The 5,756-nt window shown below is 65.7% G+C and carries 5 protein-coding genes; all 5 read right to left on the reverse strand.

Annotation, left to right across the window (positions count from 1 at the left end; genetic code table 11):
- Positions 1–688, reverse strand: a 688-nt coding sequence (locus tag ACT84W_RS08790) for a hypothetical protein (protein WP_444328943.1), incomplete at its 3' end; no start/stop codon positions are given.
- 349 nt (positions 689–1,037) lie between these two features.
- Positions 1,038–2,045: a DUF5692 family protein gene (locus tag ACT84W_RS08795; protein ID WP_444328944.1), complete on the reverse strand. Its 1,008-nt coding sequence runs from the start codon at positions 2,043–2,045 to the stop codon at positions 1,038–1,040.
- A 125-nt stretch (positions 2,046–2,170) separates the two neighbouring features.
- Positions 2,171–2,743, reverse strand: a complete 573-nt coding sequence (locus ACT84W_RS08800; protein WP_432290126.1) for a TetR/AcrR family transcriptional regulator — start codon at positions 2,741–2,743, stop codon at positions 2,171–2,173.
- Between the two features lie 85 nt (positions 2,744–2,828).
- Positions 2,829–3,344, reverse strand: a complete 516-nt coding sequence (locus ACT84W_RS08805; RefSeq protein ID WP_417576033.1) for a nitroreductase family protein — start codon at positions 3,342–3,344, stop codon at positions 2,829–2,831.
- Between the two features lie 73 nt (positions 3,345–3,417).
- On the reverse strand, positions 3,418–5,756 hold a 2,339-nt coding region (locus ACT84W_RS08810; RefSeq protein WP_444328945.1), incomplete at its 5' end, for a DEAD/DEAH box helicase.

Genomic DNA, 5,756 nt, shown 5'->3' on the forward strand with positions numbered 1-5,756 from the left:
GCAGCCTTTTACGCCCGCGGCTCGATTCGCTTCGCTCGGCGAAGGCCGCAAGCTCCGCAGGCGTGACCAAAGGCTCGCGGATCCAAAGCTCAGAGAGCTTCCCGTCAGGCGTCGTACAAGGGGACCAACCGCCATACCGAGGCAAACCTCCAGCTTCGAGTCGTCTCTGAAGGAACCTGCGGATGGGCGCAGGAGCTCGATAAACAGCGAACGAACCGCACAGCTCGCTCGCGAGCATCACGGTCTTGATCAGCGACGAGCGGCCCGCGAGCTGCTGCAGGGTAAACGCAGGGGACGTTACGGCAAGTTCATCGGTCAGGTGCATCGACGTGACGACTTGCAGGGCACCGCCCCAAGCATGAAAGCGAACGACGGTCGACGCGTGGACATCTTTGGCCGAGCCCACAAGCACGTCCACAGGTGCGCTCATGCCAGAAGCCAAGAGCAGGCATGCATCGCGAACGGCTTGCGATACCTGTCCCGAGCGCCGCCATTTGGCACCGTCGCTCAGGCACGCCTTGCAGAGGGAAAGCTCTTGGAGCATATCGAAGCGGAGACGCTCGATCTCGGAGCGCGAAAAATGCCTCTGCAAATCGGCATCATCGGCCGGCGCGCCTGTCAAAAGCCGGACAACGGGCGGGATACGCCAAAACTCGAAAGCCGATATGTCGCAAATCACTGTTTCCATCGGCAAAGCCTATCATTGGCGGCCGACCGGACGGTGCGCATCTCGGTAGGCGGCGCCTAGGCACGACCAACGTAAGGCGCACCATTTACACTCAGTCGGTTTATTTGTGACTTGCATCCAATGCAGCAAGTATCAGGCTGAACAGCATGGACAAAATGCCTGGTAATTAGAACGGGCACGCCGCTGATACTCAGTCGAAGCGTCACAAGTCACAAATAAACTGAGCGAAGCAACTTACAGCCACCCCTGAACGCCGCTCAAAGCCCTTAGCGCAGCCAAACAAAGCGAAACAAGGGGCCGTCGGCGCTCCGACGGCTCCCCGTCCTAGGTTAACGAGTAGAACCAGCGCCTACGCCTGGTGGGCGTAGTCGACCTCGCCGCGGCGAGCAGTCGCTTGCTCCCAGTCGCGCGTGCCCACAAAGACGTCCTGCTTGTAGGGGTTCACGCCAAGCTTCTTTGCACGGTAGGCGATGTAGCCGATGGCGGCGATGTTCACGACGAGCGCCACGACGGACACGATAGTGGCGGCCACGGGGCTCAGGTTGGAGTGCGTCACAAAGATGGACTCCTCCTGGAAGTACGGGAACACCTGCGCGAACATGCACCAGATGGCCAGCGTGAAGGCGCGGTTCTGGATCCAGCCGCCCTTGTTCCACAGCATGCCGGCGACGGTCGGCGCGAGCAGCAGCGCGAAGCCGCAGTACCAAGCATGGAACGGCAGGCAGTTGTAGGTGTAGCAGAAGTTCCAGATATCGTAGGCGATGATGTAGACCCAGGTCATGTCGGGCCACAGCATGTCAGTCTTGTCCTTGGAGGCGTAGACGCTCCACCAGCCGGTCATGCAGAAGATGTTGATGATGCCGGCGATGCCGTTGAACACATTATTCCAGCCTGCGAGCTGCGTGGCGCCCTCGGAGGTCACCCAGGTGGTCTCGCCGAGCGCCAGGAAGTGGTAGGCGCTCTCGAAGTCGGATACGACGGCGATCATGATGTTGATGGCGACGATCACGAACGGCCAGGCACGGAACCAGTGCGCCTTGCCGATCTTTCCCCACTGGTACTTGATGGCGATGAAGCCCCAGCAGCCAGCGAGAGCGGCGTAGACCTTCGCGTAGTGGAACCAGCTGTTCTGGTACACGTGGGTGGGGTTGGTGAGCGCCCACTCGGCGCCGTTCGCCACGCCGATGCCGATGGCGACGCAGTAGATCGTCATCGCGAGCGGGGCCGCGCCAAAGATGATCGCTGCGCCCACCTTGCTCCGGCGCCCGACCTCGTTCAGGACGATGAGCCCCACGAACACCATGACCCAACCGAGCCAATGGATGGCCGTGTTGGAACCCCAGACGTCAAACAACATAGTGACCTTCCTTTCCTTGTATGACGCTATGCTCAGCGCGGCGCCGCGGGCGACGTCGCGTCGTTGCCCATTCGACGGCCCGAGGAGCGCAGGCCCCAGGGCCGCGGCGGCCGAGCGCCGCAGACCTACAGGTCGAGGTGCAGCGTATCGGCTATGAGGTCCTCCAAAACCTGGTCGTCGGCATCGGGATGCTGGCGCAAGAACCCGATCAGGCCAAAGACGAGCAGATAGAACGTCTCGTAGGTATGCTTGATCTCGATCTGGTGGTAGCGAGCGTAGTCGCGGGCCGTCGAGTCCGTGACGTAGCGGGCGATCGCCTCCGAGGCCCTCTGGAGGAACTGCAGGTACAGCGATGCGTTCTCGTCCTTGAGCAAGAGCTCGCGGAAGGCGTCGCGCTCGAAGAGAAGCTCGCGCAGGAGCTTCACGCAATCGCGCAGGGCGCCCGCGACGTCAAGCCGCGTTCGCGCCTCGTTCCATTCGCGTATGGCGGCGACGAAGCCCTCGGTATAGAAGTCGAGGATGGCGTCGGTGACGTCTTCTTTGCGGGCGAAGTAATGGTAGAAGAGGCTGCGCGTGATGCCGGCTGCCTCGGCGATGTCCTTGACCGAGGTGCGCTCGATGCCCTTCTGCTCGTAGAGCGCAAGGGCCGCGCGAACAATCTGCTCGCGGCGCGTGGCCGCGGTGGACGTCAGGTCCATGCGAGCTCCCCTCGTTATGGTGTTGACACTATGTCAATACCATAACGAGGGGAGAGCCCCTCCGCAGCGAGCTCTCGGCAAGCGGCTAGATCCGGTCGACGAGCTCGTCGATTCCCTTCGAGGCGAGGTGCCCCGAAGCGGGGGCATAGTCCGGCGAGGGGTACCCGAGCGGGAACATCCCCACGAGGTCGTAGCCTGCCATCTGGGGGAACGCCTCCTGGAGCGCCGGGGCGTCGAAGCAGGCGACCCAAGTGGTCCCGAGGCCCAGGTCCTGCGCCGCGAGCATGATGTGCGTCCCCACGATGCTCGCGTCGACATCCGCGAAGTTCGCGCCGTCGTACTTGCGGGTCCACGCCTCGTCGCGGGCGGCGCCGAGCACGATCACGACCTTTGCCCCGAAGCCGAAGCGCGTGGTGGCGTTGAGGCGGGCGAGCGCCTCGGGGTCCGTGACCACCCAAGCGTGCCAGGGCTGCTTGTTGCACGCGGTCGGGGCCACACGGGCGGCCTCGAGCAGCGCGTCCACCTTCTGCGGCTCGACCGGCTGGTCGGTGAACTCGCGGCAGGAATAGCGCTCGTAGGCGAGGGTGAGGAAATCGGTCATGATCGTGGTCCTTTCTGTTTGACTGCCTGGTCTGCGGGCACCTGGTCAGGGAGCGGAGTCGACGACGCGCGGCCTAGTCGTCGACGAAGCCCACGCGATAGTTGGCGAACACGACGGCGCCCTCCTCCTGCGTGGCGTCGAGATCGACATCGGCCCAGATGCCGAAGTCGCGGTCGTCGTCGGAGTCGCGGAACACCTGGTGGACATGCCACACGTGGCCGCCGTCCTCGCGGGGGCGCTTCTCGTCGGACTCGTCGATGGTGTAGTAGGCCGCCGAGCGCGCGTCCCCGTCGAGGATGATCTCCTCGTGCTCGTCGTGGAAGCGCGCGAGCGCCTGGTCCCACACGGGCTTGCGCCAGCCCCACTCCGCGTCGAGGCGGCCAAGCTCGTCGGTCGCGCCGAACGCCGCCAGGCGCACACGGGCAAAGAGCGCGTTGCGCACGAGCAACGTGAGCGCGCGGCGGTCGTGAACGACCTCGTCCGTGGCCGCCGGCGGCGCCACGTCCACGCCCTGGGCGCTGCCGGCGGCGCTCCACTCGTCCACGAGCGACGAGTCGACGCTGCGCACGACGAGCCCGAGCCAGCTCACGATGTCCTCGAGGCGCTCGTCCCGCTTGTCTGCGGGAACGGTGCGGTCGAGGGCGCGGTACGCCTCAGAGAGGTAGCGCAGGAGCGTCCCCTCCGAGCGCGCGATGTTGTAGCGGGCCACGTACTCCTTGAAGTCGCTCGCGGTCTCCACCATGTCACGCAGCACGGACTTGGGCGAGAGCGAGAAGTCGCTCGCCCACGGGACCTTGGCGCAGTACTCGGCGAAGGCGGCATCCAGGAGCTCCTCCAGCGGCTTCGGCCACGTGACCTCCTGCAGGCGCTCGATGCGCTCGTCGTAGTCGATGCCCTCGGCCTTCATCTCGCCCATCGCGCGGTCGCGGGCGGCGCGCTGCTGGGCGCGCAGGATCTGGCCGGGGTCCTCGAGGGTGGCCTCCGCCATGCTGATGACGTCGAGCGCGTAGGTGTCGGACTCGGGGTCGAGAAGCTCCAGCGCCGCGAGCAAGAAGGGCGACAGCGGCTGGTCGAGCGCGAAGTCGTCGGGCAGATCGACGGTCGTGGAGTAGCTGACCTGCGGGTTTCCGTCCTCGCCCGGCGTCTCCTCGCGCGTGACCACGCCGGCGTCCATGAGGGTCGCCATGATCTCGTCTGCGCGCTGGTGAAGCGCGGCCTTCTCGGCATCGGGCTGGGCGGAGTCGTCCACAAGCTTATGGACGCGCGCCATGGCGTCGCCGCCCTGCTCGACCTCGGCGAGGACCATCGAGTGGCTCACCTTCATGCGCGGGCGCAGGGGCTCGGGCACCGCCGACTCAAGGCGCTCGAAGGTCTGCTTGTTCCAGCCGACGTAGCCCTCGGGGGGCTTCTTTGTCTTTATCTTGCGCGCCTTCTTTGGGTCGCCGCCGGCCTTGGCCAGGGCGCGGGCGTTCTCGATGTCGTACTCGGTGGCCTCGGCGATCACGCGGCCCTCGGTGTCGAAGCCGGAGCGGCCCGCGCGCCCCACGATCTGGTGGAACTCGCGCGCGTTCAGATGGCGCATGCGGCGGCCGTCGAACTTGGAGAGCGCCGTGAGCACGACGGTGTGGATGGGCACGTTGATGCCCACGCCGAGAGTGTCGGTCCCGCAGATGACGGGAAGAAGCCCCTGCTGAGCGAGCTTCTCGACCAGCAGGCGATAGCGCGGCAACATGCCGGCGTGGTGCACGCCCACGCCGCAGCCGAGCAGGCGCTGGAGGGTCTTGCCGAAGGTCGTGGTGAAGCGCGTGCCCTTGATGGCGTCCTTGACGGCCTCGCGCTGCTCCTTGGTGGAGACGCCATAGCTGGCAAGCGCCTGGGCGGACTTCAAGGCGGCGTCCTGCGAGAAGTGCACGATGTAGAGCGGCGCCTCGCCCGCGCGCAACGCGAGCTCGACCGTGCCCTCGAGCGCCGTGTCCACGAACTCGTACGAGAGCGGCACCGGGCGCGGCGCGTCGGCGAGCACGTCGACCGGGCGGTCGGTGTGGTCGCCGAGGGTCCGCTCGATGCCCGCGGTGTCGCCCAGCGTGGCGCTCATGAGGAGGAACTGCGCGTGCGGCAGCGTGAGCAGCGGGACCTGCCAGGCCCAACCGCGGTCGGGGTCGGCGTAGAAGTGGAACTCGTCCATGGCGACGCAGCCGACGTCGCAGCGCTCGCCCTCGCGCAGGGCCTGGTTGGCCAGGATCTCGGCCGTGCAGCAGATGATAGGCGCCTCGGCGTTGATGGAGGCGTCGCCGGTGATCATGCCGACGTTCTCCTTGCCGAAGAGCTCCACGAAATCAAAGAACTTCTCGCTGACCAGGGCTTTGATGGGGGCGGTGTAGTAGGAGCGGCGGTCGGTGCACACGCTCATGA

Source organism: Paratractidigestivibacter sp. (assembly GCF_052362415.1).
GTDB lineage: Bacteria > Actinomycetota > Coriobacteriia > Coriobacteriales > Atopobiaceae > Paratractidigestivibacter.